This is a genomic window from Xenorhabdus ishibashii (assembly GCF_002632755.1).
GTDB lineage: Bacteria > Pseudomonadota > Gammaproteobacteria > Enterobacterales > Enterobacteriaceae > Xenorhabdus > Xenorhabdus ishibashii.
Genome location: NZ_NJAK01000001.1, coordinates 2878433 through 2904416 on the forward strand (window position 1 = coordinate 2878433; position 25984 = coordinate 2904416).

Consider the following 25984-nt stretch of genomic DNA (forward strand, 5'->3'; position numbering starts at 1 on the left):
AAATAAGGAAGCTTTACCTGGCTGACTTCATGCGCAGGAACTCATTCGGCAATGGCTTCAACAATCGAAATGTGACAGCCTGTATTAATGACACGATTGAGTTTCAAGCCTGCGTTAGCCAACAATTGTCGGAGTTCATCTTCTGTACGTTCACGTCCTCCTTCGTAGATCCCCATACAGAGAAGATCCATTTCCTTACCTGCATGTGAAACGTTGCCGTTAGGGATCACCGGATCCATCACCAATACTCGTCCATCAGGGGACATCGCTTGTCGGCAGTTACGTAGAATGTGTATACATTGTTCATCAGACCAGTCGTGCATGATGTACTTGAGCAGGTATATATCGCCCTGAGGACATGACTCGAAAAAGTCGCCAGAAGTAATCTCCCACCGCGTATCGTCGCCTAGCGCACCAAGTTCATGTCTGGCCAGTACGTGTGGTTGGTCGAAAAGGATCCCTCGCAGAGTCGTATTAGCCTGTAATACGTTTAATAACAGGCCACCAAACCCGCCAGCTACATCGACAACTGTTGCATTTTTCGGGAAGTCATAACTGTGGACGAGAAACAGATTTTCCACTTTAGACATTGAGGACATACCGACGTGAAAATCATCAGATTGCGTGTCCGTCTGTGCCCAATAATCAAAGAAAGAAAGTCCGTAGAGGTGTTTGAAGGCAGGATTACCACGGACACTTTCTACAATCTCACCAAGAGATTGCCAACATGTCCGGTCAGTCAACATCAAGACTGCGGCGTGGAGGGAATGGAGTGTGTCTTTGCGCAGAAACTCTGCGGCTGGAGTGAGTGAAAACGATTTTTCTTCGGTTTCATGAAAGATATTTCGTGTGGCAAGCAGCCGCAGAACTCGATGTAATTGTTGCTCTTGGGCTCCGACAGTTTTGGCGAGTTCATGCACTGTTTTTGGCCCATTGCTCAAATGATCAGCTACACCGAGAACCGTGGCAGCACGAAGTGCCGCTTGATAGGTATACCCCATTGTTTGATTAAGTAAATGTAAAGCTGCTGATGTGTAATTAGAAATTGCTGTGTTATTATTTAAAATGTTCATATATATCTCATTTATTATGTAATTATAAAAATAAAAATTAAAGAAACATAAGTTGCCTTATTATTTCAATGATATTATTAATCAGAAAATTGTTCATTTTTCAATCACAAAAAATCTTATATGGAAGTATGTTGTTATAATGATTTTTATTAATAAGAATGATGGGTAAGGTTGTTTTTACGAGAGGCTTATGCTGTGTTTGTAGTGAGAGTTTTTAGAGGGTATAATTATTAAATAAAACAATAGAAAAATACATTAGGGTATAATGAAAACGCTATCATAAATAATATCAGTAATTTATATTATTTTTGTAATGAAATTTTTTGTTAGTTTAGTAGCTAATAAAAATATTTCATAAAGTAACCCCCCTAAAAACCGTGGGGGATTATTTTGTTAGAGCTGACAAACAAGGGCTGCATCAATGCAATTTCTTTGAAAATCATCCCAAAAACCTGGTGGATAACTTTCAATATCGCTCTCCAACAGCATGGGTTTATGCCATTCAAATTTTAATCCCGCCTTAGTGATTGCATCCTTATATTGTTCACGGCTCCAACGATGCATAGTAAAAGGGCTGGGGGGGGTAGTAAGAAATTCAGCCTTCACAAGGGTTGTGTCTTTCACAGGTTCTTCACTTAGCACTTTTATGCAATAATTTTCATAGTTCCCTTTTGCTAAACGATAATCAGGTTCAAAGGTATAAGCGATAAGTTTACCGGAAGGTTTAAGATGATCTGCAATTACACGAAACATACTTTCAAGTTGTTCAAGTGTTTCCGCATGGCAAAATAACCAGGCGGCAACTATCAGGTCAAATTTGCCAAATGACTCCATTTTGCTGACATCTCTGATATGAAATTCTATGTCGTCGCCATATTGTTGTGATTTGTTTTTAGCAATTTCTATCATCTTATCTGATATATCAACGCCAATAACTTTTGAAGCGCCGCGATTTCTGAATTCCCGACTAAATAAGCCATATCCACATCCTAAATCTAACATCGATTTTCCTTTTACATCCCCTGCCAGATTGAGGAGAGTACGAGTGACTATTTTTATTTGGGCACTAGAGTCTGAAAAATCTTCGTAAAGATGAGCAATGGGATTATATAAGATGTTATCTTTCATAATTCTTTGTCCTTAATTAAAGTCAATATGTTTTATTTATCTGTAGGATGTATTATTTAATATTGGTGTGATGATTACTAATTGCTTTTTTCTTTTTTATATATTAAATCGCCAGTAATGAATTAGATATAATTATTTTTATATTAACTCTTTATTTTATCAACCCATATTCAGATGGGTTGATATCCGTCATTATTTTGTGCCTAAAAAACGATGAATTGCCCTGAGTACAGCTTCAGGTTTTTCTGCATGCACCCAATGCCCACAACCAGCAACAACCCATGCTGTTGCTTGTGGAAATTGGTTGATAATATCTTCCCGATATTCTTCAGTAACGTAATTTGAATTTCCACCGCGAATAAACAGGGCAGGTTCGTGCCAGGCAGGAATAGTCTCCCACCCGATAATTTTTTCGTACTCTTTTTGCAAAACGGGCAAATTGAATTTCCATTCCCCTTGACGGAATGATTTCAGTAAAAACTGAATAACACCCTCTTCCCGAATATCCTGGCGCATAATATCTGCTGCTGCTTGTCGGGTTTGTATATCGGCTGCCGTGACTTTGTTCAGTGCTGCGAAAATGCTGTCATGGCGGCGAACCGGATAAACGACGGGAGCCATATCAATCACCACGATTTTCTCAATCCGTTTTGGTGCAATAGCTGTCATGGTCATGGCGATTTTGCCACCCATGGAATGCCCAATAATAGTAGCTTTGGGCACATTTAGCTCATCAAGCAATGTCAGGACATCCTGTGCCATATCGCGATAATCCATATTTTCCATACGTGGTGAAAGACCGTGATTACGTACATCGACTTGAATCACCGAATAATGTTGCTGTAAATCACGCCCCAATACGCCCAAATTGTTTAAATCTCCAAAAAGCCCGTGGATCAAGACAATGGAAGTTGAAGATTGCGGATTTTTTACAGTGTGAAGATGATAATTTAATTGACGATTTGATTTCATGGTTTGCCTGAATTTAATACCATTTATACAATGTTTAATATTGAGATGCTTAATATCATGATGCGTGAATTGTGACAAACTCAATGGGATGAAATAGTTGTAACTAATTGATTTATTTTAAAGGAAAGTTGCTTTCCTAAAGATTCTCAATTTTAAAAAGAATCACTTTAAGTTATTGAAAGTTTAATTGTTTTGTTTTGTGGCATTATATCTTATAATCCCAAGATAATTTTTTCATTAAGAACAGTACTGGATAGAAATGAAAACGATAGAAGTTGATGAAGAACTTTACCGCTTTATTGCAAGCCAAACTCTGCATATCGGTGAAAGTGCATCTGATATTTTACGGCGCATATTGAAGTTAGACGTCGGGCAGCCAGTACAAATTACAGAGCCTGCCAATGACCCTGCACCTGTTGTTAAAACCCCGGTTGCCCGTTCTCGTGATGCTGTCCGCGTTATTCGTGAACTATTGCTTTCTGATGAATATGCTGAAAAGAAAAAATCTGTTGAGCGCTTTATGCTGATCTTGTCGACATTGTATAGCCTGAACAGCGAGAGTTTTTCTAAAGCAACGGAAGCGATGCATGGCCGCACCCGTACCTATTTCGCCGGTGATGAATACACCTTATTGGCTAATGGCAAGCAAACTAAGCCACGTCACGTTTCCGGTACACCTTTTTGGGTGATCACTAATACCAACACTGACCGTAAACGCAGCATGATTGAACATATTATGCAGGATATGAAGTTTCCGGCAAATTTGATTGAAAAAGTGTGTGGCACTATTTAATTCAATGCGTTAGCTGCCCAACTATTAATACAATCGCTTAGTTTATTAGTACTGCGCTGGCAATAAGTCAGTGCGGTTTCCCAGGAGAAATAATAAAGTGGCAATTCATCCAAGAGCCGGGCAGCTCGCCCAGCAACATGATTTAATCAACATCGCTCAGCTCACCTCACAGTATTACACCTTACAACCACATCCTGAAAACCCAGCACATAAGGTCAAATTTGGTACTTCCGGCCATCGTGGCAGTTCTGGGCGCAATAGTTTTAACGAAGCGCATATTCTGGCTATTTCGCAGGCGATTGTGGAAGTTCGTTCACAACATGGGATTACTGGACCATGTTATGTGGGTAAAGATACCCATGCACTTTCAGAAGCGGCATTCATCTCCGTATTGGAAGTGTTAACGGCGAATGATGTGGATGTGATTGTGCAGGAAAATAATGGATTTACGCCGACTCCTGCCATTTCCCATGCTATCTTATGCCATAACCGTCAGGGAAAAAATTTGGCTGATGGTATCGTGATTACGCCATCCCATAACCCGCCAGAAGATGGTGGTATTAAATATAATCCGCCTAACGGTGGGCCTGCCGATACCGATTTGACGGCAATCATTGAACAACGTGCAAATGAATTATTGGCTGTTGGTCTCAATGGGATCAAGCGCCTGCCTTATGAACAGGTATTAAAAAGTGAATATCTGCATCCTCAAGATTTAATCGACCCTTATGTCACTGCACTGGGTGAAGTTGTGGATATGGCGGCGATCCAACAGGCTGGCTTAAAGATTGGTATTGATCCATTGGGTGGCTCTGGAATTACTTACTGGCAGCGGATTGGGGAATATTACAATCTCGATCTGACTTTGGTGAATGATAAAGTCGATCAAACTTTCCGTTTTATGACACTGGATCATGACGGTGTGATCCGCATGGATTGCTCATCCCGTTGGGCAATGGCGGGCTTGCTGGAATTACGGGGTAAATTTGATTTAGCCTTTGCTAATGATCCTGATTATGACCGTCATGGGATTATTACACCGGCTGGTTTGATGAATCCTAATCATTACTTAGCAACGGCTGTCGATTACCTATTCCGTCATCGTCCACAATGGTCGAAAAATATCGCAGTGGGTAAGACACTGGTTTCCAGTGCCATGATTGATCGTGTTGTCGCTGATCTGGGGCGTGAATTAGTGGAAGTCCCTGTCGGTTTCAAATGGTTTGTGGACGGGCTACATAAAGGCGAATTGGGCTTTGGTGGTGAAGAAAGTGCTGGCGCATCTTTCTTGCGGTTTGATGGTACTCCGTGGTCAACCGATAAAGACGGCATTATCCTCTGCTTGCTGGCTGCTGAAATGACTGCAATTACCGGTGAGAATCCACAACAACGTTACGATAAACTGGCAGCCAGATTTGGCACACCAAGCTATAGCCGTATTCAGGCACCAGCGACCCATCAGCAAAAAGCATTGCTGTCCAAATTGTCACCGGAAATGGTCAAGGCCGACATATTGGCAGGTGACCCGATTACCGCTCGTTTGACCACCGCATCGGGTAATGGTGCTTCCATTGGTGGTTTGAAAGTGATGAGTGACAATGGTTGGTTTGCTGCCCGTCCTTCTGGTACGGAAGAAGCCTATAAAATCTATTGCGAAAGCTTCCTTGGTGCGGAGCATCGTGAAAAAATTGAGCAAGAAGCACAGGAAATTGTCAATCAGGTATTTGCTGCGGATTGATTGTTACTGCTGATTGGAAACGATAAAAGCCGTCGCGGTTGCTGCGGCTTTTTTCGTTTTTATGGCCGTGATAGCGTGTTTTCATTGTCATGAGATATCGGGTTATTGTGGACGACCGGATTATCCTAAAGCGACCATCAACGCACCGACGGTAATCAGTGCGACACCTGCGGCGGCAATCAGAGAAATTTTCTCACCAAATAGAATTACCGCCAGAACGACGGCAAAGACCACGCTCAATTTATCGATAGGAGCTACTTGAGAAACATTACCATGTTTGATCGCCAGAAAATAGAATAGCCAAGAGAGGGCTCCGGCAACACCACTTAACAGGATAAACAGTAGCGCTTTACGATTGGCTAGAATTTCACTGATAAGATTCAATTTGCCCTGCACAACGACAACGCCTACCAAAAACAGTGCCATAATGACAGCACGAATGGCGGTTGCTGTATTGGCATCCAAATTTTGCAACCCAATTTTTCCAAAGATAGCGACCAGCGCTGCTGTTAGCGCGGAGAGTAAGGCATAAATCAGCCAGGTACTCATATTGAATTAATCCTGTATTTGATATTAACGTTTGTATCAGAGGAATGAATCATAGGCTAATTTTGTTGATCTGAATATATAGAATTCCACTAAAATACATAAAAATTTTTATGCACTTTATTTTTCGAATTTCTGCAAATTTTAATTATGTGAAAGCACCATTAATTAAAGATTGCCCAAGAAGTGGTAAATTAATCCATGTAAAAAATAGAACTCAGCTTTCTTGCGGAATGTTTTTTATGATGTGCATCACAGAAGGTAACTCATCCTTTATTCTCCTCCTGATATTTATCAATAAAGGAGGAGGTGAACTTATCTAATACAATGTCTAATCATTATTTTCATTTTATTAAAAATAAGATAGTTGATGTGATCTTTCTATTAAAAAGGTTTGACTATGAAATCTGACTTTTGGAGAAAGGTTTATCTTATTGTATTCGGCAGCTTATTTATTTTATCACTGACAAGTTGCGCACAAGCTAGCTGTATACAAGATAAAAATCATTCGCTCAAAACCCAGGAGGAACTGATGGCACCTAGTTTGAAGCAAATATCGGGTAGTGAACAAATCTATCGTTGTCATGCTGAGTCAGACATTTCTCAAGCTTCCGCACATTGGGTTGATCGACAAACATTATTATGGTCAGGTGGAGCAGGCAAGCCTATTGTTCGCTTATATTACAATCACAACAATAAGGTTGCGCCTGATAACCAAGGTTATTTTACCGATAAATATCTGACGCTAACACAGACGAATCTGAGTCAGGAGACAGCAAGAAAGTTTCCTCATCTGGCGAAATGGGCAGCGTTTCGTCTGCCAGAGGGTACGGATATTGATCTGCTTTTGATGGGCGATTTGGTGGCTTTGGCTGCTAATGAGCAAGGTCTTCTAATATCAGCAACTCAAGTACAAACGGCGGGTGTGTTGGATGATCGTTTTGCCGATGCTGCTGATAAGCTGGAATATGGGGCACGGATAAACGACAAGGGAGTGGTTTTCCGTTTGTGGGCGCCTACTGCCCAAGAGGTTGGGCTGGTTATTTACAATCAAAATAAGCAGGTTATCGCCCATCATACAATGCAGCGTGATGCAGCAAGTGGCGCCTGGTCATGGCAAGGGGATAAGCATTTAATTGGCGCTTATTATCGCTATGCCTTAAAAGTCTACCATCCCTATTCCCGCAATATTGAACGTTATGAAGTTACCGATCCCTATTCTTATAGCCTGTCTACGAATTCAGAATATAGTCAGGTCGTCAATTTGGATGATGCAGCACTGAAACCGCAAAATTGGGATAATCTGTTAATGCCACATCCACAAAAGACACCCACGGATATTGCCCGCATGGCTATTTATGAAGCACATATTCGCGATCTTTCCGCTACAGACAGCACGTTACCTACAGCCTGGCGTGGTAAGTATCTGGCACTGACTGATAATAACAGCGATATGTTCAGGCATCTTAAGGCGTTGAGTCAGGCAGGGATGACGCATATGGAGTTATTGCCTGTGTTTGATATCGCTTCCGTTAATGAATTTAGTCATCAGGTGGCTGATCTTGATCACTCTTTTAAACGTCTGTGTCAAATCAATCCGATGGTGAAAAAGAGCCGTTTTGCTAGTTACTGTCATAGCTCATTGACTGTGCGGGAGGTTTTGCAGCAATTACAGCATGATGACAATATCAATAATCCGCAAGTACAGGAATTAAATACGCTGGTGGCAAAAACGGATTCTTATAACTGGGGCTACGATCCGTTTCATTATTCAGTGCCGGAAGGCTCTTATGCCACTGATCCAGAAGGTTCCAGTCGTATAAAAGAGTTTCGCTCTATGATACAGGCTATCAAACAGCAATTGGGCATGAATGTGATCATGGATGTTGTCTATAACCATGCTGATGCGTCAGGCCCTGCATCCCGAACGTCGGTGCTGGATAAGATTGTACCCTGGTATTACCACCGTTTGGATGAGCTAACCGGCGAGGTTGAAAATAATACCTGTTGTGCTGACACGGCACCGGAACGTCGTATGTTTGCCAAGCTGATTGAAGACTCACTGGTGACCTGGGTTAAAGATTATAAAATAGATGCATTCCGATTCGATTTAATGGGTTATCACCCCAAAGCACAAATTATATCGGCATTAGAAAAAGTACGGGCTATTAACCCATCGATCTACTTTTTTGGAGAGGGCTGGAATTCTGGGCAGGATGATCGATTTGAAACTGCATCACAAGTGAATCTTAAGGGGAGTGGCATTGGAACTTTCTCTGACCGTTTGCGAGATGCAGTACGTGGTGGCGGGCCTTTTGATGTTGCTGATAGTATTCGCAGTCATCAGGGAGTCGGCAATGGTGCCGAAATATTACCGAACGAAATTTCTAACTTAGAGGCAGATCAAGCTCGTCATTTATGGGATCTGGTACGTCTAGGTATGGCTGGTAATTTGGCGGATTTCGTCATGATTGATAAAGATGGCGAGATAAAAACAGGCAGGGAAATTGATTATAAGGGTACTGCTGCGGGTTATGCATTAGATCCCATTGAAGTACTGAATTATGTATCTAAGCATGACAATCAAACACTGTGGGACATGATTAGCTATAAAGCTGCCCAAGAGGCGGATTTGATGACAAGGGTTCGTATGCAGGCGATCTCTCTTGCGACGGTATTCCTTGGGCAAGGTTTGGCTTTTGATCAACAAGGGTCAGAATTATTGCGTTCAAAATCATTTACCCGTGATTCTTATGATGCTGGCGATTGGTTTAATCGCGTTGGCTATGACTATAAAGACAATAATTATGACGTGGGATTACCTGAACGTGGTAATGACGGCAAAAATTATCCACTGATTAGTCGGGTGAAAAATCAGGTGGAAAAACCAGGGAAAAATGAATTATTACAGATGATGGCGTTTTATCAGGAGCTATTGCGCTTACGTCAGTTTTCACCATTGATGACACTTGGCGATGGTGCTGCTATCAGGCAGCGTATTGATTTCGTTAATGTTGGTTCGCATCAGCAACTTGGTTTACTGGTCATGACGATTGATGATGGCAATATGACGTCGAGTGATCGTGACTGGCGGTTTGATGGTTTGGTCGTCGTCATTAATGCTGCACCTTGGTCTGTGATTGTCAACGATCTTAATGTCAAGGGGCTGAAATTAAATGATATTCAAAGTGAATTAGGTGAAAAGTCTTTGGCTGCGGGAATGCAACTAACAGAAAATGGTGAGGTAATCATGCCTGCATGGTCGGTAGCCGTGTTAGTTCTGCCACAAGAAGGAATTCGTGGAACAGGTTTGCCTGTTCGCAGGAAATAATGAAATCAGGCATATTGTTTGACAGGCGCATTGTTTGAATATATTGAGTTTGGGGGCGGGCTCATTTTTATTTACATCTCCTTGAGATTATTTTCAATTTTTGGTGGCTCTTCCAATGGCAGACGAAAATGAAAACTAGCACCGCCTTTTTTATTATTAGCTGCCCATATTTTTCCACCGTGGATTTCAATAATGGAACGGCAGATCGCCAAACCTAATCCGACACCAGGTATAGCCGATTCTTTGCTGGCGCGTGAGAATTTATCAAAAATAAGTTTTTCTTGCTCTTGTGGAATTTCTGTTCCTGTACCCCAGATTTCAATATGTACCTGCTTTTGATCTGTTTTGCTCTCTATTGTGGCTTGTATCCCCAGTGGAGTCTGTTCCTCAGCATATTTAATGGCATTTTCCAGCAGGTTGATAAAAACACGTTCCAATAAGGTGGCATCACAGTGCAATAATAAATCGTTAGGTAAAGAAAGTTCGATAATATAGTGATTAAGGGGTTGTTCCAGAGAGCGCAAAGCATTGCCGACAATGTCTTCCAGTGGATACCATGCAAGATTAAGCTGAATGCCACCTGATTGCAGTCGTGCCATATCAAGCAGGTTATTAACTAGCCGCGAAAGGCTGAGAATTTGCTGGCGAATTTGATTAACTTGTTGGATACGGGGAGAGTTTTCTGTGGATAAATCCAACATCAGTATTTCAGCCTGCCCGAATAGTACGGTCAACGGGGTAAGTAAGTCGTGAGATAGTGCTGCCAGCAATGAATTACGCAGTTGTTCCCGTTCAGTTTCTAACTTGGCGGATTCTGCACTACGGGCAAGGTGCAAGCGTTCCAGCGCATTGGCAATAAGCCCCGCGAAGATTTGTAATAACCTCTGTTGCTCCGGTACTAGTAATTGGCGTTGGTTAGGAGATTCAATAGCAAGGACGGCAAAGACCTGCGAGGATGTAGCGATAGGCAGTAATTGATAAGGAACTGCTGGTAGTGTATCAGTACCAGCTCCAGCAGGTTGTTTTTTCTCAAAACACCATTTTGCGATCGCTTCATCGATCTGCATTTGACCACCATTATTGGCTTTTACTTGATATAAATGTTGGTTGCTATCTGGCAGTAACAGCCCTGTTTTGGCCTGAAAGCTATTGGATAGAAAATGATAGCTGATACGCGCTACGTCTTCTTCGTTCAGAGCCTTGCTCAGTGTACGAGTTATTTCATATAGATGCCGTGTTCGTTGTTCGCGATAACGGGCGACTCTGGCTTGATAGCGTATACCTGAAGTGAGGTTTCCAACAACTGCCCCGACAATCAGCATGACAGCCAATGTGAGCAAATATTGTATGTTTTTGACTTCCAATGACCAATGTGGTTGGACAAAGAAAAGATCAAAACTGATGACATTGACAAAAGCAGCAAAGACAGATGGCCAACGACCATAAAACAGAGCAATAATGACAACACCGAGCAGGTAGAGCGCCACCAGATTGGCTTTATCAAGGGTCAGCAAGAAGGTTCGGGAAAAAAGAGTTATCAGGGCACAGAGTACAATAGCCATCCAAAAACCCTGAATCGGGACTCGCCACTTGTCATTGAATGTTCGGCTATCTTTTGGCTCTTTATCGCTGCTTTTTTTATCTTCCAAGGCAACAATAATCAAATCCAAATCAGGGCCGAGTTTTCCCAGACGCTCTGAAAAGTCACGATACCATTTAAAGCCAAAAAAATTTACATGTGAATTGTAATAGCGGCCAATAAGGATTTTACCCAGATTATGCTCTCTGGCGTAACGCAGGATGGCTTTTTCTTCGTCAGAATCGGAGAGTGTTGCGGTTTCAGCCCCCAAATCTTGTGCCAGCTTTAAGGCTTGCAAAATGGTACGTCGTTTGCTTTCTGGCAATCGATGTAGTTTGGGCGTTTCAACGTAAACGGCGTGCCAGATGCAGTTGAGCTTTGCGGCCAGACGAGCGGCTTTCCGAATCAGTTTTTCATTGCCGGCGTTGTAGCCAATACACAACAGTAAATTCTCTTGCGTATGCCATACGGGTTCTTTTCTCTGAGTATCACGAAAAGCGCGCATTTGGTCATCTACGCGATCTGCTGTGCGGCGCAGAGCCAATTCACGCAGGGCAATCAGGTTTCCTTTGCGAAAAAAATGTTCAATGGCACGCTCTGCCTGACTTGAAATATAAACCTTACCCTCATTGAGCCGCTGACGCAGATCGTCAGGCGGAAGATCAACCAGCACCACATCATCGGCCTGATCAAAGATATGGTCAGGCACGGTTTCCCGTACACGAATACCGGTAATACCGCCGACAACATCATTCAAACTTTCCAAATGTTGCACATTGATGGTTGTCAATACATCGATACCAGCTTCCAGTAATTCTTCGACATCTTGCCAGCGCTTCGGGTGGCGGCAACCCTTGGGATTACTGAATGCCAGTTCATCCATCAGAATAATGGCCGGATGGCGGGCAAGGGCGGCATCAATATCAAACGTTGCTATCCTGCGTTCATTATGGCGGAAATATTTTGCGGGTAATTGAGGTAAACCTTTTAGCAGGGCTGCGGTTTCTTGTCGATCATGGGTTTCAACTACACCGACAATGACATCTAAACCCTGTGCCAATAGCCGTTGGGCTTCTTGCAGCATGGCATAAGTTTTGCCGACACCCGCACAAGCACCAAAAAATATTTTTAGTTTGCCACGTGGTTTTTCGTTAGCCAGTGTCAGTAATTCATCAGGATCAGGGCGCAGTAGTTCATTCTGTTCCATATCTTAATCTGCCTTTTTATCCAGATTATCCAGCGCCAGATTCAGTTCCAGTACATTGACTATAGGTTGCCCCATATATTCCAGCAGGGGGTATTGAATGTGCTGTTGGATGAGTTGATGAATGACTTCAAGAGGCATGTGACGGGCTATCGCCACACGTTGTGCCTGGAATTCAGCCGCTTCAGGGGATATATGGGGATCGAGACCGCTACCCGATGCCATGATTAAATCAACAGGGATCGGAGAATTTTCGGGATAGTTAAATAAACGTACCCGAATAATGTTTTGGTGTATTTTGCTGCTCAACACAGGATTGGTTATAGCGAGATTACTGCCGCCTGATGACAGGGTGTTGTACGGTTTTTCGGCCGTCATAGAAGGCCGTCCATGAAAATAGATGGCTTTGGTAAAATTTTGACCAATTAATTCAGAGCCAACTTGTTCGCCATTCTGCTCTATTAGCGATCCTTTGGCTTGATGGGGAAATAAAAATCCTGCTATTCCCGTCACCAGTAATGGATAGGCAATCCCAGTGATTAAGCTAAGAAATACCAGCAGAACAATGGAAGAACGTAACCAGATCATTTTTCATCACCTTATTTGAAGCTCGATTTTTAAATACGCGATAGTTAAAAGATCGTTAGTTAAACATTAAGGCAGTGAGCAATAGGTCAATCAGCTTGATACCCACAAAAGGCACAAGCAAGCCACCAAGGCCATATACCCATAGATTCCGGCGCAAGAGTGACAATGCATTCATTGGGCGGTAACTGACACCTTTTAGGGCTAATGGCAGTAAAAAGATGATGATTATCGCATTGAAGATAACCGCAGACAGTACCGCAGATTCTGGCGAATGCAGGTGCATAATGTTCAACACATTAAGTTGTGGATATGTGACCGAAAAAGCAGCGGGAATGATGGCAAAATATTTAGCAATATCATTGGAAATGCTGAATGTGGTCAAAGCCCCGCGCGTCATTAGCATCTGTTTGCCGATATGTACAACCTCGATTAACTTGGTGGGATTGGAATCCAGGTCAACCATATTGCCTGCCTCTTTCGCCGCCTGTGTCCCTGAATTCATGGCAACGGCAACATCTGCTTGTGCCAGAGCTGGTGCATCGTTTGTGCCATCCCCCGTCATGGCAACCAGACGCCCTTCGGATTGATATTGGCGGATAAGGGCGAGTTTCGCTTCAGGAGTGGCCTCTGCCAGAAAGTCATCAACGCCTGCTTCGGCGGCAATTGCCGCTGCAGTGAGATGATTGTCACCCGTGATCATGACAGTTTTGATCCCCATTTTGCGCATTTCACTGAAACGTTCTTTAATTCCGCCTTTCACAATATCTTTTAAGGCAACAACGCCTAAGACCTGCTGATTCTCAGCAACAACCAAAGGGGTTCCTCCCTTATGCGCAACTTGCTGTACCAATTTATCGATAGTATCTGGGAAATGACTATGATTAGCTTCAATGTGGCGGCGAATAGCATCGACGGCACCTTTGCGGATCATGCGGTTACCAATGTTGACGCCACTCATGCGCGTCATTGCAGAGAAAGGGACAAACGTCGCTTTTAATTCCCGCAGATCACGTTCACGCATATTGAAACGTTGTTTCGCTAAGATCACGATACTACGACCTTCCGGTGTTTCATCTGCAAGGGAAGAGAGCTGGGCAGCATCAGCTAACTGCCGTTCTGTTACGCCCGATGCGGGTAAAAATTGGGATGCCTGACGGTTTCCTAGCGTGATAGTGCCAGTTTTATCGAGTAGTAAAACATCTACATCCCCAGCAGCTTCAATGGCCCGCCCGCTGGTGGCAATGACATTGGCTTCCAGCATACGGCTCATGCCTGCAACCCCAATGGCTGACAGTAATCCGCCAATCGTGGTGGGGATCAGACAAACCAGTAAGGCAATCAATACGGTAAGTGTGATTGGCGCGCCAGATTGGTTGGCTTGGACACTAAACAAGGAAAAAGGCAGCAGGCTTATACAAACCAGCAGGAAAATAATGGTCAGTGCGGTAAGTAAAATGGTGAGCGCTATTTCATTGGGTGTTTTACGCCGTTTAGCCCCTTCAACCATTGAGATCATTCTGTCTAAAAAAGTTTCTCCCGGGTTGACTGTACATTCGACGATTAACCAATCTGATAAAACCCGCGTACCGCCGGTGACAGAGGAAAAATCACCGCCGGATTCACGGATAACGGGGGCTGATTCTCCTGTAATCGCGCTTTCGTCAACGGAAGCTCCTCCTTCAAGGACTTCGCCATCACAAGGGATAATTTCTCCTGCTTCCACCAGCACAATATCGCCTTTGCGCAAAGTGTCAGAAGTGACTTTTTCTTTTGCGGCTTGATGGCTGCATGATGCTAATTTAGTTGCCCAACTGGTTCTTTTTACCCCTTTCAGGCTGGATGCTTGAGCTTTGCTACGTCCCTCAGCCAGCGCTTCTGCAAAGTTGGCAAACAGTACGGTAAACCATAGCCAGAGAGCAATGGCACCAGTAAAGAGCGCGCTGCCCGTTAATTGTCCCATTAATATGCTGATCCATAAGGCGGTGGTCAGGCAACTTCCCACATAAACAACGAACATGACCGTATTGTGCCATTGTTGAGCCGGATGGCATTTTTTTAACGAATCGATAAGCGCATTGCGAATTAAAGCAGGTTCAAATAATACTTGTTGTTTGTTTTTCATACGTTACCTCACATTCTCATGGCCAAAGTTGTAGGTGTTCTGCGATAGGGCCTAGAGCCAGGGAAGGGATAAACGTAAGGGCACCAATAAGTAGAATGACCAGAATTAATAATCCAATGAAGAGCGAGCCGTGGGTCGGTAAAGTGCCGCTGCTAATCGGCTGGCGTTTTTTGGTAACCATGGAACCTGCGATTGCCAGAACAGGCAAAATGAGACCAAAGCGCCCAAGAAACATGATGACGCCCAACAATAGGTTGTAAAAGATATTGTTGGCATTGAGTCCAGCAAAGGCACTGCCGTTGTTGTTGGCTGTGGATGAGAAAGCATAAAGCACTTCGGTAAAACCATGAGCACCAGGATTTGAAATAGCACTACGACCTGCGTCGATTGAAATTGCCAGAGCAGTGCCTAATAACACAAGTGAAGGGGTGATTAAAATCGCCAATGCGACCATTTTCATGTCATAAACATCGATTTTTTTGCCTAAGTATTCCGGTGCACGGCCAATCATCAAACCTGCAATAAATACGGCAAGCAGGACGAATAGTAATATGCCATAAAGGCCAGAGCCTGCCCCTCCAAATATGACTTCACCAGTCTGCATCAACCAGAGGGGCATCATGCCACCCAGCGCGGTAAAGGAGTCATGCATCGCATTTACGGCACCACAGGAAGCGGCTGTCGTCACAACGCTATAGAGAGAAGAGGCAAGGATGCCAAAGCGAGCTTCCTTACCTTCCATATTAAAGTGGTTACCAATATTAGGATGTATGAGATGGGAATTACCTGCGTTTTCGGCATACATGACAACGCTGGTGGCAATAATGAAAATAATGCTCATAGCCCAGAGCAAGGCATATCCCTGTCGCTTGTCGCCAACAACCAGACCGAATGCGAAACATAATGCACAAGGGATCAGGAAAATAGCCAGGATCTGGACAAAGTTACTCAGTGAAGTTGGGTTTTCAAATGGATGGGCTGAGTTTGCGCCAAAAAATCCTCCGCCATTGGTTCCCAAAAGTTTTATAGCCTCTTGGGAAGCGACTGGTCCCATAGGCAGCAATTGTTGTTGCCCCTCAAGAGAGTGGATGAGGGCATAGGGAGAAAAGTTTTGGATAACGCCTTGACTGACAAAGAATAAAGCTAAAATGATCGCCAGCGGCAGCAAAAGATATACTGTGATACGTGTGATGTCGAGCCACGCATTTCCTACTGTTTTAGTACCTTGGCGGGAAAACGCCCGCATTAAGGCAAAAGCTACAGCAATTCCCGTTGCCGCAGACAGAAAATTCTGAACAGTCAATCCGGCCATTTGGCTCAGGTAACTGAGGGTATTTTCCCCACTATAAGCTTGCCAATTGGTATTAGTGATAAAACTGATAGCGGTATTAAAGGCCAGATCCCATTTCATACCAACAAGATGTTGTGGATTTAGTGGCAGATGGCCTTGGCTCATCAGCAAAGTAAACAGTAGCAATAGTCCGGCTATGTTGAATATTAAGATGGCGAGAGCATACTGCCACCAGTTCATTTCTTTGACATCACTACCCGGTTTCTTCAGGCCACAACAGCGCCATAAGATATTTTCTGTTTTGATCAGCCTGCGAGGTAGCTCTCCTTCGACGAGCCTGACAATCAGAATACCAAGAGGTTTACCCAATAGAAACAGCATGAGCAGGAAACTGGCAATCAGTAAAAAAGCGGACATTGCCATTTAAAAATCCTCCGCATTCAATAACGCATAAATGAGATAACCCAGTAATAGCGTTACCAGAAAAATGCCAAGGATCAGGAAGATATTCATGGTGATGTATCTCCTTGCTTATTTCTTCAAGAAACAGTCAGTTACAGCATAGAAATACCATACAAAGAAGTTATTAAAAGGGTTTTCGAAAGCGTAAAAAAATATAAATAATCTGCGGAATTCATCGACAAAGCATCATAAAGCAAGTGTAGCAAACTATGTCGAGTTAATTTTTTGTTTTCAATTTGTTTGTTTTGTTTCTGTTTAAGTATAATTTTGTAATTCAATTACGCAATCATGGAAAAAAAGTGATTTATACCACTAAATAGTGGTCGGATGAGTAGTAAGTTTTCATTTTATCGGATAAAATTTTATACATATTACAGAGTAAGCCCATGGGGGGCATTAATGTCTATATATCGAGCATACTCTTGGCATCAGGTTTTATTGCGGCGTATTGGTGCTATATCACTGGGTGTCATTGCGCTTCCTGTTATGCTATTTCGTCGTGATCGCGCCCGTTTTTATAGCTATCTGTATAAAGTATGGCTAAAAACCAGCGATAAGCCAGTATGGCTGGAATGTTCAGAAATGACTTTAGATATACGAAATCGCTAAAATAGCATTATGATTAAGCCTGACTGGGCATTTTGGATATACATATTGAACGCTATATTTTGGCACCTTGCCGGTTTATGCTGGCAAGGTGTTTTTGTTTTATATTGGATTTAGTTAATTCATGGCAGGTATGTATTTTATGATGAAAAAAATGCTAAGTGACAAGGGGGATGTGATGAATAATGTTGAATTGGAGTATGTGCTTAATACGGAATTGAAGATCCGTGAATTTCAAGATTATGCTCCCAATGGATTACAGGTGGAGGGTCGTCCCCATGTCCAGCGGGTGATTACAGGTGTGACAGCTTGTCAGGCACTATTGGATGAAGCTGTTCGCCTTGAGGCGGATGCTGTCATCGTTCATCATGGATACTTTTGGAAGAATGAATCTCCTGTTATCCGTGGCATGAAGCGTCGTCGTTTGCAAACACTACTTTGCAATGATATCAACCTGTATGGCTATCATCTTCCGTTAGATGCCCATCCTGCTTTGGGTAACAATACCCAACTGGCACGTCAAATGGGGGTAAAGGTTATCGGCGAAATTGATACTCTTCTTCCTCATGGTGCTTTTGATCAGCCTATTACACCAGCAGAATTGACTGAACGTCTTGAAAAAAGCCTCAAGAGAAAGATACTGCACTGTGGTGATAGTGCACCAGAAGAGATCCGCACACTGGCATGGTGTACAGGCGGTGGCCAAAGTTTTATTGAACAGGCGGCTGAGTTTGGTGTTGATGCCTTTGTGACGGGAGAAGTATCGGAAAAAACTATCCATGTTGCCCGTGAAATGGGGTTACACTTTTTTGCAGCAGGGCACCATGCGACCGAGCGCTATGGTATCAAAGCGCTCGGTGAATGGCTGGCAAATAATTATGGATTGGATGTGACTTTTATCGATATTCCTAATCCAGCTTGATTTTTTAGCTATATAGCCCCTTGATTTTATTTCCATTTTTGGAATGGGGGCTTTTTATCTTGCAAGAGGGATAAAACAGTTATTGCGCTCCCACAACCTATCAATACGCTGCCTAATGCCTGACTCCAGCCTGCTAGCGCCAAACCAAATCCCAGTAGCAAATAGTAAAATAACCCAAGTAAAGCACCGGCAGTGCCTACCCTATCTGAATAGTTGGTTAATGCAGACGCTAAAATATTCGGTATCGCCAACCCATAAGCGATGACTATTCCTGACATTGGAAAAATAAAGAGCCAGCTATTTTCGAGCAGGTATACACCGATCCCGCTGAATAAGCTAATTAATGAAGCAAGGGCAACTAATTGGGTTGATATCCATTGTTGCTTTAATAGATATTTGTTTAATAGCGAGCCTAATACAACGCCAAAAGTTAATAACAGGCCAGTATAACCAAATACTTTCTGTGATAATCCAAATTGTTGGAAACGAAATGGCGCTAATTGATAATAGCTGAACAAACAAATATTGAAAAATGCGATCAGGAACGCATTTCGCCAAATTGAAATATCTCTAAGCATCATAATTACTGTGCTGAATAAAGCGACTTTTGTTACGTTGGTTGGCCGAGTTTCTGGTAATCGGGCAATAGACCAACAGGTCAGGATAACTGCCAGAATAATTAATCCAGTAAAGATAGCCTTATAGCCAGCAAAATAGTTCAATGTTGAACCACTGAGCATACCAATGGCAGGGCTGATTGCTAAGGCAACTCCCATGATAGAAAAGACGCGTGCTAACTCTTCCCCACGATAAGCATCACGCATAATGGTTTGTGTGCCGACAGAGCCAACTGCGGCTCCGAAAGCAGACAGCATTCTGGCAACGAGTAATAACCAAAATTGTTGTGTCAATAATGCCAGCAGGGAAGCGAGACCATAGAGTGATAGGCCAGCAATAATAGTTGGGCGTCTGCCAATGACATCACACATACGTCCCCATATGACAACACCAAAGGAAAAAGCAAAAAAGTAGAGTGATAATGTTTGGGCTGCTTGCTCCGGGTTGACGGAAAACCCAACGGCAATATTGGTTAATGCCGGACTATAGATGGTTTCTACAATCTGCGGGAACATCATCAAGGCGATAGCAAGCCAAAGTGGTGGTTTAGTTTGCATGATTTTTTCTTTTGCTGATAAGTAATGACTTGAAAGGTTAGCATTATGGTTATTGTCTTTTTATGGTAATAAAGACTATTTATTTATCTTATCGGACATTAAATCAGAAGGAATGAATATGGCATGGTTGCAACAAAGTGATTATTTTGATCCCGATAACTTAAATATGCCTGTGATAGGGATTGCTGCAGAGATGGGACAACACGATTCTGGCTTTCATCAACATGATATGGGGCAATTGTTGTTTACCCAGCGGGGTTGTATCAAGATCACATTGGCAAACCAGATCTCTGTTCTGCCCCCAACCAGAGTGGCATGGATCCCTCCTAAGACACAACATCGGGCAGAAATGCGCAGCTCTGTAGGTTACCGTTCTATTTATTTAAATTCTAATTACTTGAAATCAATTGAAATGGTGTTACTTCCGACACAAAGTGAAGTATTGGAAGCCACACCACTATTACAGGCTCTTTTGGAGCGTATCGCGGTATCTTCTTTTGACTCTGATTGGCATCAGGGAAAAATGGCAAATTTGTTAGCACTATTTTTTGATGAAATTCGCGAGGCGCGTAGGGAACCAACTTTATTGCCATTACCGTCCGATCGGCGGTTAACACATTTGTCATTTGATCAGTTGCCGTCACCATTGCACATAATGGCTACTGATATTGGCGCCAGTGAGAAAACCATTACCCGGATATTTCAGCGTGAAACAGGAATGAATTATCAACAGTGGCGGCAGCAATGGCGATTGGTAAAGGCGATAGAATTATTGGCGCAGAATAAAACGTTATCCTACGTTGCACAAGAACTCGGTTTTGCCAACGATAGTGCCTTTGTGACATTTTTTCGCAAAATTATGGGGAGACCGCCAAGGGAATATATGGCGGGTTCAGAGAGATAAAACAAAACTACACCTCTAATATCAGAACAAAAACTGGTATAAGAGGTGCAGAAATACACTATTCAAAATGTGCATAATATGACCAAAGCATGAATAGTGTTATTGATCAAATTACTTTTTCAACTGGCTCTCGAAATCGCGTTTTGTATGACCAGTATAAAGCTGACGCGGACGTGCGATCTTCAAGCCTTCATCATGCATTTCATTCCAGTGTGCAATCCAGCCAATAGTACGGGCTATGGCGAAAATCACGGTGAACATGGTTGACGGAATACCCATGGCTTTCAGGATAATGCCTGAATAGAAGTCGACGTTTGGATACAATTTTTTCTCAATGAAGTATGGGTCATGCAAGGCAATGCGTTCTAATTCCATTGCCACTTCCAGCAGACTGTCATTCAGACCAAGCTCATTTAGCACTTCATGGCAGGTTTCACGCATCACTGTCGCGCGAGGGTCATAGTTTTTGTAAACACGATGACCAAAGCCCATCAGACGGAAAGAGTCATTTTTGTCTTTGGCACGAGCGATGAATTCAGGGATGTGTTCGACAGTTTGGATCTCTTCCAGCATTCGTAAGCAGGCTTCATTTGCTCCACCATGTGCTGGTCCCCAAAGGGACGCAATACCCGCAGCAATACAAGCAAATGGGTTGGCACCAGAAGAGCCAGCGGTACGCACCGTTGAAGTTGAAGCATTTTGCTCGTGATCTGCATGCAGAATGAGAATGCGATCCATAGCGCGTTCTAATACTGGATTAACCTTATATTCCTCACACGGTGTTGAGAACATCATGTGCAGGAAGTTAGCCGCATAAGACAGATCGTTGCGTGGATAAACGAAAGGCTGACCAATGGAATATTTGTAACACATTGCTGCAACAGTTGGCATTTTGGACAGCAGGCGATAAGCAGTGATTTCACGATGGCGAGGGTTATGGACATCCAGAGCATCATGATAGAAGGCAGCCAGTGCGCCTGTAACACCACAAAGTACGGCCATTGGATGGGAGTCACGACGGAAACCGTGGAACAGACGAGTGATCTGTTCGTGGATCATAGTATGGCGGGTCACCGTAGTTTTAAATTTTTCATACTCTTTGGGAGTAGGGGGAGCGCCATATAGCAGTATGTAACAGACTTCCAAATAGGTCGATTCCGTTGCAAGCTGATCGATGGGAAAACCACGGTGTAGCAAAATGCCTTCATTGCCATCAATATAGGTGATTTTCGACTCACAGGAGGCAGTGGAAGTAAAACCTGGATCATAAGTATAGAAGCCTTTTGAGCCGAGGGTACGAACGTCAATCACTTCAGGACCTATGGTCGGCGTTAGTACGTCTAGTTCGATAGCAGCTGAACCATTCATGTTCAACGTAGCCTTTTTATCAGCCATTTATATCTCCTTAGCGCTTATTTTTATAACCCCTAACAACCAGATAGGCGCAATTTATACTGTGCCAAAGGCATTGTGCTACCGGAGAGAATTTAAAATCAGGCTGGTATCACATTTAACGCTGAAATCTCATTACGGATGACAATGGTTTTCAGGTTGTTAAAAAGTTTCTGGAAGTTATGTTTAAAGTATTATTGACATAAAATGTTATCATTTTGTGCTGATATGATACTTTTGCATAACTTTTATTTTTCGTTAAGATTAATTTTTCATCATAAAATGATGGAAAATAATATATAGCGATATATATGTAAGATAAATGTTTAATCTTTGTCAAACAAGATTGTGAATTTCATGAGTAATGTTTGAAGCGTGATCTTTCTCACTGTTCAAGCTAAATGTTAATAATCATATTGTGTGGGAATTGTAATAACAATGTGAAGTACTTATACTTCCGTAAGGTCTCCGGATTATCCTGATGTAGGAGCACCCAGCGTAACCAAATCACAACTTTTAATGAACAGTAAGGATTGTTTAAGCTATATGTTGTGTCTTTGTATCCTCTTAAGCGCTGTCTGATTCCCGCCCAGGACCGGAGGATGGAAAATAAAAAAAGCTTTGTGGGCAAAATTGTGAAAAAACAAAGACCTGTCAACCTTGATCTGCGGACGATTAACCAACCCGTCTCCGCGATAGCTTCGATCTTGCACCGTATCTCAGGCGTCATTACCTTTATCGCAGTTGGTATTCTACTGTGGTTATTGGGGATGTCGTTGTCTTCGCAAGAAGGCTTCCTGCAAGCATCTGACATCATGACTGGCTTCTTCGCCAAATTTATCCTGTGGGGGATATTGACGGCGCTGGCTTACCACATCTGTGGAGGTATTCGCCATGTATTGATGGATTTTGGTTTTCTGGAAGAAAATCTCGCTACCGGTAGTGCATCTGCCAAAGTAGCAATAGCAATCGCGGTTATTCTGTCTATTCTGGCTGGGGTATTATTATGGTAAGCAACGCATCCGCTTTGGGTCGTACGGGTATTCAGGATTGGCTGCTACTGCGCGCATCCGCAATTATTATTGTTTTGTACGTCCTTTATCTCGTTGGTTTTGTTGCAACAACGTCGGATATTACCTATGAAGTTTGGCGTGGTTTCTTTTCTTCATCCCTCACTAAAGTATTCACCGTGTTGACTCTGTTTTCCATTCTAATTCATGCATGGATTGGCATGTGGCAGGTACTGACAGATTATGTCAAACCGCTCGCTCTGCGTCTGGTTTTTCAACTGGTGATTATTGTAGCGCTGTTAACTTATTTGATTTACGGAACAATGGTTGTGTGGGGTGCATAAATGAAACTACCAGTAAGAGAATTTGACGCTGTTGTTATTGGTGCTGGTGGCGCAGGTATGCGTGCTGCACTGCAAATTTCACAAATGGGTTTATCCTGTGCTTTGATTTCCAAGGTGTTTCCAACTCGTTCCCACACTGTGTCAGCACAGGGCGGGATCACTGTTGCTTTGGGCAATTCCCATGAAGATAATTGGGAATGGCACATGTATGATACGGTGAAAGGCTCCGATTATATTGGTGACCAGGATGCTATCGAATATATGTGTAAAACTGGCCCAGAAGCAATTTTAGAACTGGAGCACATGGGATTGCCATTCTCACGTCTGGATGATGGCCGTATTTACCAACGTCCATTTGGTGGGCAATCCAGAAATTTTGGTGGTGAGCAGGCTGCTCGTACTGCTGCCGCTGCTGACCGAACTGGTCACGCTCTATTGCATACCCTGTATCAGCAAAATTTAAAAAACCACACGACTATTTTCTCCGAATGGTATTCGTTGGATCTGGTTAAGAATCAGGATGGCGCAATCGTTGGTTGTACCGCGATTTGCATTGAAACCGGTGAAGTGGTCTATTTCAAAGCCAAAGCGACTATTCTGGCAACAGGGGGTGCTGGCCGTATCTTCCAATCCACAACTAATGCACATATCAATACCGGTGATGGTGTGGGGATGGCATTGCGAGCAGGTATCCCTGTTCAGGATATGGAAATGTGGCAATTCCACCCAACTGGCATTGCTGGCGCAGGTGTTCTGGTTACAGAAGGCTGCCGTGGTGAAGGCGGTTATTTGCTGAATAAAGATGGTGAACGCTTTATGGAGCGTTATGCACCAAATGCTAAAGACCTTGCTGGCCGTGATGTGGTCGCACGTTCTATGATGATCGAAATTCGTGAAGGTCGTGGCTGTGAAGGTCCATGGGGGCCGCACGTGAAACTGAAACTGGATCATCTCGGTAAAGAAGTATTGGAATCTCGCCTGCCAGGTATTCTTGAATTATCCCGTACTTTCGCTCACGTCGATCCGGTAAAAGAACCTATCCCTGTTATCCCAACCTGTCATTATATGATGGGCGGTATCCCAACTAAGATCACGGGTCAGGCGTTGACAGTAAATGAAAAAGGCGAAGATGTGGTGATCCCTGGTTTGTTTGCTGTGGGTGAGATTGCTTGTGTATCTGTTCACGGTGCAAACCGTCTGGGTGGTAACTCACTGCTTGACCTGGTGGTATTTGGTCGTTCCGCAGGCTTGCATTTGAAAGAGTGTCTGATGGAACAAGGCACTAGTCGTGATGCCAGCGAATCGGATGTCGATGCAGCATTGCAACGTCTGAACCGTTGGAATGATACCCGTTCAGGTGAAGACCCAGTTGAAATCCGCAAAGCATTGCAAGCTTGCATGCAGCATAATTTCTCGGTATTCCGTGAAGGTGATGCGATGGCAAGAGGGCTGGAGGAACTGAAAGTGATCCGCGAACGTCTGAAAAGTGCTCGTCTGGATGATACCTCATCAGAATTCAATACCCAACGTATCGAATGTTTGGAATTGGATAACCTGATGGAAACGGCTTATTCAACTGCGGTTGCTGCTAACTTCCGTACAGAAAGTCGTGGTGCCCATAGCCGCTTTGATTATCCTGAACGTGATGATGCTAACTGGCTGTGTCATAGCCTGTATTTACCGCAAACTGAGAGCATGACCCGTCGTGAAGTGAATATGCAGCCAACGCTGCGTGAAGCTTTCCCGCCGAAAGTGCGTTCTTACTAATTGCGTTGCTGGTGTTCTAGTTGCGGAGAAATAGATTATGAAACTTGAATTTTCGATTTATCGTTATAATCCAGATGTCGATGATGTACCTCGTATGCAGGACTACACACTGGAAGCACAGGAAGGGCGCGACATGATGTTGCTGGATGCGCTCATCCAGCTAAAAGAGCAAGATCCAACCTTGTCATTCCGTCGCTCTTGCCGTGAGGGTGTTTGTGGCTCTGATGGCGTGAATATGAACGGTAAAAACGGTTTGGCATGTATTACACCCATTTCAGCATTGCGTCGTGGCAATAAGAAAATTGTTATTCGCCCATTGCCAGGTCTGCCTGTGGTTCGTGATCTGGTTGTTGATATGGGGCAGTTCTACACACAATATGAAAAAATCCGTCCTTATCTGATTAATGATGGTAAAAATCCACCCGCACGTGAGCACCTGCAGTCACCAGTTCAGCGTGAAAAGCTGGATGGTTTGTATGAATGTATCTTATGTGCCTGTTGCTCAACATCTTGTCCATCATTTTGGTGGAATCCAGATAAATTTATCGGTCCAGCCGGTCTTTTGGCGGCATACCGTTTTCTGATTGACAGTCGTGACACTGAAACAAGTTCGCGATTGGATAATCTGAATGATGCATTCAGTGTTTTCCGTTGCCATGGAATTATGAATTGCGTCAACGTATGTCCTAAAGGATTAAATCCAACAAAAGCAATTGGTCATATTAAATCTATGTTGCTGAAACATAGCGCGTAGCGAAATAAAAAATTGTGCATAAATAACACATAAATAGTGTGTAAATAGTGCATATAATGTTGCCCTCCACAATTTTGAAATAAATATCAAATCAGTGGAGGGCATAAAGAATGAAAAATGATAAATTGCCTGCTGCTAAAGACGAAATATGTTTCTAAATAAAGGAACCTTTAAAAACTGAATACCAATTTTTAAAGGTTCCTTGAAGGGTAGGAAAACCCATAGAAGAACATGCATTAAGCACGTCCAAATGAACCTTTTATCAACACCGCTAATTAAGCGG

21 protein-coding genes are annotated in these 25984 nt (G+C 43.2%); 10 read left to right on the top strand and 11 right to left on the bottom strand.

The window, feature by feature from the left end; translation table 11 throughout:
* Positions 1–41: 41 nt before the first annotated feature.
* The 3 genes from Xish_RS13650 to ybfF form a co-directional block, all read right to left on the bottom strand.
* Positions 42–1073 carry a methyltransferase gene (locus tag Xish_RS13650; RefSeq protein ID WP_099118300.1) on the bottom strand — a complete coding sequence of 344 codons (1032 nt, stop codon included), beginning with the start codon at positions 1071–1073 and terminating at the stop codon, positions 42–44.
* 393 nt (positions 1074–1466) lie between these two features.
* Positions 1467–2201 (bottom strand): class I SAM-dependent DNA methyltransferase, encoded by a 735-nt coding sequence (locus Xish_RS13655; protein WP_099118301.1) that lies wholly within the window; start codon positions 2199–2201, stop codon positions 1467–1469.
* Between the two features lie 192 nt (positions 2202–2393).
* Complete coding sequence (gene ybfF, locus Xish_RS13660; RefSeq protein ID WP_099118302.1) at positions 2394–3173, bottom strand: esterase; 780 nt, start codon at positions 3171–3173, stop codon at positions 2394–2396.
* A 259-nt stretch (positions 3174–3432) separates the two neighbouring features.
* Here ybfF and seqA point away from each other — a divergent pair, with 259 nt between their 5' ends.
* Both seqA and pgm read left to right on the top strand, forming a co-directional pair.
* Entirely contained in the window at positions 3433–3966 is a 534-nt protein-coding gene (gene seqA, locus Xish_RS13665; RefSeq protein ID WP_099118303.1) for a replication initiation negative regulator SeqA, read from the top strand.
* A 97-nt stretch (positions 3967–4063) separates the two neighbouring features.
* Positions 4064–5704, top strand: coding sequence for a phosphoglucomutase (alpha-D-glucose-1,6-bisphosphate-dependent) (gene pgm, locus Xish_RS13670; protein ID WP_099118304.1), 1641 nt, complete (start codon positions 4064–4066; stop codon positions 5702–5704).
* 120 nt (positions 5705–5824) lie between these two features.
* Here pgm and Xish_RS13675 read toward each other — a convergent pair whose 3' ends face one another.
* Entirely contained in the window at positions 5825–6253 is a 429-nt protein-coding gene (locus Xish_RS13675; RefSeq protein ID WP_099118305.1) for an EamA family transporter, read from the bottom strand.
* 529 nt (positions 6254–6782) lie between these two features.
* Here Xish_RS13675 and pulA point away from each other — a divergent pair.
* On the top strand, positions 6783–9581 hold the full coding sequence (pulA, locus tag Xish_RS13680) for a pullulanase-type alpha-1,6-glucosidase (RefSeq protein WP_099118764.1): 2799 nt from the start codon (positions 6783–6785) through the stop codon (positions 9579–9581).
* A 71-nt stretch (positions 9582–9652) separates the two neighbouring features.
* Here pulA and kdpD read toward each other — a convergent pair whose 3' ends face one another.
* From kdpD to kdpF, 5 genes are read right to left on the bottom strand one after another with little or no spacing between them, the layout of a single operon-like run.
* Positions 9653–12367 carry a two-component system sensor histidine kinase KdpD gene (kdpD, locus tag Xish_RS13685; protein ID WP_099118306.1) on the bottom strand — a complete coding sequence of 905 codons (2715 nt, stop codon included), beginning with the start codon at positions 12365–12367 and terminating at the stop codon, positions 9653–9655.
* A gap of 3 nt (positions 12368–12370) precedes the next feature.
* Positions 12371–12952, bottom strand: coding sequence for a potassium-transporting ATPase subunit KdpC (gene kdpC, locus Xish_RS13690; RefSeq protein ID WP_099118307.1), 582 nt, complete (start codon positions 12950–12952; stop codon positions 12371–12373).
* Between the two features lie 55 nt (positions 12953–13007).
* Positions 13008–15074: a potassium-transporting ATPase subunit KdpB gene (kdpB, locus tag Xish_RS13695; RefSeq protein ID WP_099118308.1), complete on the bottom strand. Its 2067-nt coding sequence runs from the start codon at positions 15072–15074 to the stop codon at positions 13008–13010.
* Between the two features lie 16 nt (positions 15075–15090).
* Positions 15091–16788 (bottom strand): potassium-transporting ATPase subunit KdpA, encoded by a 1698-nt coding sequence (gene kdpA / locus Xish_RS13700; RefSeq protein WP_099118309.1) that lies wholly within the window; start codon positions 16786–16788, stop codon positions 15091–15093.
* A complete protein-coding gene (gene kdpF / locus Xish_RS13705; protein ID WP_065814091.1) occupies positions 16789–16878 on the bottom strand; it encodes a K(+)-transporting ATPase subunit F in 90 nt (29 codons plus the stop codon). It abuts the gene before it with no gap.
* Positions 16879–17226: 348 nt separating this feature from the next.
* Here kdpF and Xish_RS13710 point away from each other — a divergent pair, with 348 nt between their 5' ends.
* Together Xish_RS13710 and Xish_RS13715 are read left to right on the top strand one after the other, a co-directional pair.
* The gene (locus Xish_RS13710) at positions 17227–17436 is read left to right on the top strand and encodes a YbfA family protein (RefSeq protein ID WP_099118310.1); all 210 of its coding nucleotides are present in this window, start codon (positions 17227–17229) and stop codon (positions 17434–17436) included.
* Between the two features lie 175 nt (positions 17437–17611).
* On the top strand, positions 17612–18355 hold the full coding sequence (locus Xish_RS13715) for a type 2 GTP cyclohydrolase I (protein ID WP_099118765.1): 744 nt from the start codon (positions 17612–17614) through the stop codon (positions 18353–18355).
* A 26-nt stretch (positions 18356–18381) separates the two neighbouring features.
* Here Xish_RS13715 and Xish_RS13720 read toward each other — a convergent pair whose 3' ends face one another.
* Complete coding sequence (locus tag Xish_RS13720; protein WP_099118311.1) at positions 18382–19530, bottom strand: multidrug effflux MFS transporter; 1149 nt, start codon at positions 19528–19530, stop codon at positions 18382–18384.
* A 118-nt stretch (positions 19531–19648) separates the two neighbouring features.
* On the opposite strand from Xish_RS13720, the gene Xish_RS13725 reads away from it, so the two are divergent.
* On the top strand, positions 19649–20434 hold the full coding sequence (locus Xish_RS13725) for an AraC family transcriptional regulator (protein ID WP_099118312.1): 786 nt from the start codon (positions 19649–19651) through the stop codon (positions 20432–20434).
* Between the two features lie 111 nt (positions 20435–20545).
* Here the strand turns inward: Xish_RS13725 and Xish_RS13730 are convergent, their stop codons facing one another.
* Complete coding sequence (locus Xish_RS13730; RefSeq protein WP_099118313.1) at positions 20546–21829, bottom strand: citrate synthase; 1284 nt, start codon at positions 21827–21829, stop codon at positions 20546–20548.
* A gap of 620 nt (positions 21830–22449) precedes the next feature.
* Here Xish_RS13730 and sdhC point away from each other — a divergent pair.
* From sdhC to Xish_RS13750, 4 genes are read left to right on the top strand one after another with little or no spacing between them, the layout of a single operon-like run.
* Positions 22450–22839 carry a succinate dehydrogenase cytochrome b556 subunit gene (sdhC, locus tag Xish_RS13735; RefSeq protein ID WP_099118766.1) on the top strand — a complete coding sequence of 130 codons (390 nt, stop codon included), beginning with the start codon at positions 22450–22452 and terminating at the stop codon, positions 22837–22839.
* The gene (gene sdhD, locus Xish_RS13740) at positions 22833–23180 is read left to right on the top strand and encodes a succinate dehydrogenase membrane anchor subunit (protein ID WP_099118314.1); all 348 of its coding nucleotides are present in this window, start codon (positions 22833–22835) and stop codon (positions 23178–23180) included. The genes sdhC and sdhD overlap by 7 nt, the downstream gene beginning before the upstream one ends.
* Positions 23181–24947: a succinate dehydrogenase flavoprotein subunit gene (gene sdhA, locus Xish_RS13745; protein WP_099118315.1), complete on the top strand. Its 1767-nt coding sequence runs from the start codon at positions 23181–23183 to the stop codon at positions 24945–24947.
* A 37-nt stretch (positions 24948–24984) separates the two neighbouring features.
* On the top strand, positions 24985–25701 hold the full coding sequence (locus tag Xish_RS13750) for a succinate dehydrogenase iron-sulfur subunit (protein WP_099118316.1): 717 nt from the start codon (positions 24985–24987) through the stop codon (positions 25699–25701).
* The last annotated feature ends 283 nt before the right edge of the window (positions 25702–25984 follow it).